The 3204-nt window shown below is 67.2% G+C and carries 1 protein-coding gene and 1 pseudogene; both read right to left on the reverse strand.

What is annotated here, in order from left to right; genetic code table 11:
• Positions 1-528: 528 nt before the first annotated feature.
• Positions 529-2058 carry a calcium-binding protein gene (locus PMI01_RS27260; RefSeq protein ID WP_007673556.1) on the reverse strand — a complete coding sequence of 510 codons (1530 nt, stop codon included), beginning with the start codon at positions 2056-2058 and terminating at the stop codon, positions 529-531.
• A gap of 565 nt (positions 2059-2623) precedes the next feature.
• Positions 2624-3204 (reverse strand): annotated as a pseudogene (locus PMI01_RS20615) (TonB-dependent receptor); the annotation flags it as partial.

The following is a 3204-nucleotide window of genomic DNA, read 5'->3' on the forward strand; positions in this document are numbered from 1 at the left end:
CGATTTCAGCCCGCGCCTGTGGCGCCCGCCGTCCCGGCCTCGCAGGGTTGGCCCCGCCGGCCGACCGGGAAAGCGAAGGTCCGTCCGGATCCCCCGTCCTCCCGCGCCGACCCGACAGGCCCCACGCGACCGGCCGCCGGACACGCCCCGCTCGACCGCCCCCGCCGCCCGTCAGGTCGCCAGCTGGACGGCCTCCCCAGCGGTGGGGCAGCTCTGATTATGCATGGGGTTTGGAAGCGGAGGACAAGTTCGCGTCCATCCCCGGGTGATCGGGGCGTAAGGGCTTGGATTCGTTGGCGACGGGGTGGTCGACGCCCGCGGTGCGGCGGGGATGCAGGGCTCTGAGACGGCCTTGCGCCAGTCGCGGACATTGGCTCTCGCGGCCGGCGGCGGCTGGCCGGCGGTCAGGACAACGGCATGGGCCGGAAGCGGATGTCCGCTTCCGGCCCGATAGTCTCTTCATGCGCTCCGCTACGCGCCGGGCGTCCCACTTCGCAGCAGGCTCCCGGCGCGGCGGGGCGTGTTCGGTCAGGCGAAGAAGAAGTCGGCCGCACTGAAGCTGGACGCGTGCATGCCGGACACAAGCATGTCCATGTCGCCCGCCGAGATCACCACGCCGGCCGCGGTGTCCGTCATGTGGATGGCGGTGGCGTACTCCGACGCATGGATGCCAAGACCCGAAACGTCGAAGTGGTCGCGTTCCGCGCCGGAGTAGTTGTGCGCGGCGAAGCCCATGACGGTGTCGTGGCCGCCACCGATTTCGAACTTGTAGATGTCGTTGCCGCTACCGCCCGTCAGCACGTCGTTGCCGGAGCCGCCGAGCAGGAAGTCGTTGCCGGAGCCGCCCAACAGGGTGTCGTTGCCCGAACCGCCCAACAGGGTGTCGTTGCCCGAGCCGCCCGACAGGGTGTCGTGACCCGCCAGGCCCGAGAGCTTGTCGGCGCCCCCGTTGCCCGAGAGGCTGTCGTTGCCATCGCCGCCGGACTTCACGTCACCGCGGCCACTGCCCGACCACTTGAGGTCGGTCGGGGTCGGGGTGGGCGTCGGGGTCGGAGTGGGTGTCGGCGTCGGATCCGGCGTCGGGGTGGGCGTCGGGGTGGGCGTCGGGGTCGGGGTCGGCGTCGGCGTCGGGGTCACGGCGCCGGTCTCCCAGGGATGCGAGGTGTCGAGCACCGGCTCGGTGGACAGATGCAGGGTGTTGGTGACCTTCACCGCCGTGCTGGACGCCATCTGCGTGTCGGCGAGCCCCCACACTTTCGTCCCGTCCACCGTGGCCGAGGTGCCGCTGGCGTCGAGCACCAGCGTTCCCCTGCCCATGTCGTTGAGCACGGTGTTGTTGGTCATGGTCAGCGAGTTGACCGAATGCGTCACGCCCTCGGCGCCGTAGGCGATGATGTTGGGATTGTCGCCGTTCGGGCCCTGCTGGATGGTGTTGCCGCTCAGCGTCACCTTGCCGCCGTTCGGCAGGTCGACGCTGTAGCTCGAGGTGGAATTGTTATCGATGATCCGGGTGTTGGTGATGACGGTCTCGGCGGCCCGGCTCTTGATCTCGTGGCCGACCGCCGCGTCGTGGAAATAGCTGTCGCTGATGGTCAGCTTGGCGATGTCGCCGACATAGAGGTTGTGGGTGTAGCCGTCGCCGGCCCCGTTGTTGGCGAACTCGCTGTTGTCGATGGTGATGGTGCCGCCTACGACGCCGCCGCCCATCAGGCCGTTCTGGTTGTCGTGGAAATAGTCGTTGGTCAGGGTCAGCGCGCCGCCCTGATAGCGGATGCCGGCGGCGTTGCCGCTCGCGCCGGTGGCTCCCGAGAACTCGAAGTGGTCGATCGTGACGTCGGTGTTGACGATCAGGATGCCCTTGTCGTTGGGGATGTCGCCCGTCGCCACCATGTGGACCATCCCACCCACGCCTTGCAGGGTGATCTTGGTGTTGATGGTCGCGAAATCGTTCGTGTAGGTCCCAGCTTGCACCTGGATGACGTCCCCGTCGTGGGAGGCGTTCACCGCGGCGCTGATTGTCGCATACTGCTGGCCTTGGCCGACCGTAAGAGTAGCCATTCAACTTCCATTCTTGGTTTATGGCCCCCTGGCCCACCGACGCTCAATGCTGGGCCAAATGGGGCGGCGGTGCGGCGCGAATGAGAGGCAGTTCGCCCCAATCCATTGATTTTAAACAACCTATGACTGTCGGCTGTGTGTCGCCACGGCAACATTCGGGCGCCGCGCCGGTCTCAGAACCCGGGCGCCGCGGCGCCCTCCGGACGGACGCACCGCTTGCGTGGCCTGGAAAGGGCGCCGCTATGTCGGCGAGATTTTCAGGTCGCACGGCTCTGCAACCCAAGCCTTAGGCCCGCGGCGGATGGACGCGACGCAGCGATCAAAGCCGCGTCAGAATGTCGCAGTTTATCCCCTGTACATCTCAGATACCGCCGTTCGCTCACCCTTCGGTTCCGAACGTATCGGTATCTCTGCCCCCCACGACGCCACCGGAGGGTGCGACCGCCCCAAGGCGCGGTGATCGCGTCTTCGACTCGGAAATTCCGCCGTCACTCGCTTCATGGGCGTGAGCGCCAGACGATTCGCGGACGTGGAATCGCTCCCTTGAGCCAAGTGTCCGCGGCGCCTAGAACGTCCGCCGAACCTTCAGCGTCACGAACGTCCGCGGGTTGATATCCCGGTCCTCCACGAACGCCACGGCCCGGGTCGCGCGGTCGGCATAGACCACCCGGCGGATGGTGAAGTCGTCCCACATGTTCAGCTGGGCGCGCACCGACAGGCTCGGGGTCGGCTTGTACTCGACGAAGCTCTCGAAATAGCCCGCGCCGCGCCAGGTGTTGGTCTGGTCCGGGTCGTAGGTGCCTTGCCCCAGCAGCGGCAGCCAGTTGATCCCCCACTGGGTCTTCCAGCGCGTCAGGTCCTGCTGGAAGCCGATATTGGCCTGGGTGGGGCGGATCTTGGAGATCGGCCGGTCCCGGCCGGTGGTCGGGTCGGTGACGTGGGTCTCGTTCCAGTCGTTCTTGAAGGTGAAGCGGCCGCCCTTGACGCCGATCTTGTCGGTCGGCACCACGATGTTCAGCGACAGGCGGTCCAGCGTGCCGTTGCCGATATTGCCCTTGGCCGACTGGCCGCGCGGCAGGGGCAGGCGGTCGATGACGTCGATGATCTCGTCGTGGCGGTAGCCGATGGGGACGATGCCCTCGCCCC

It is taken from the genome of Caulobacter sp. AP07 (assembly GCF_000281955.1).
Classification (GTDB): Bacteria; Pseudomonadota; Alphaproteobacteria; order Caulobacterales; family Caulobacteraceae; genus Caulobacter.

Bases quoted from the DNA above. Each gene is read 5' to 3' on its own strand.
- PMI01_RS27260 (WP_007673556.1), bottom strand. From the start codon at position 2,058: ATGGCTACTCTTACGGTCGGCCAAGGCCAGCAGTATGCGACAATCAGC.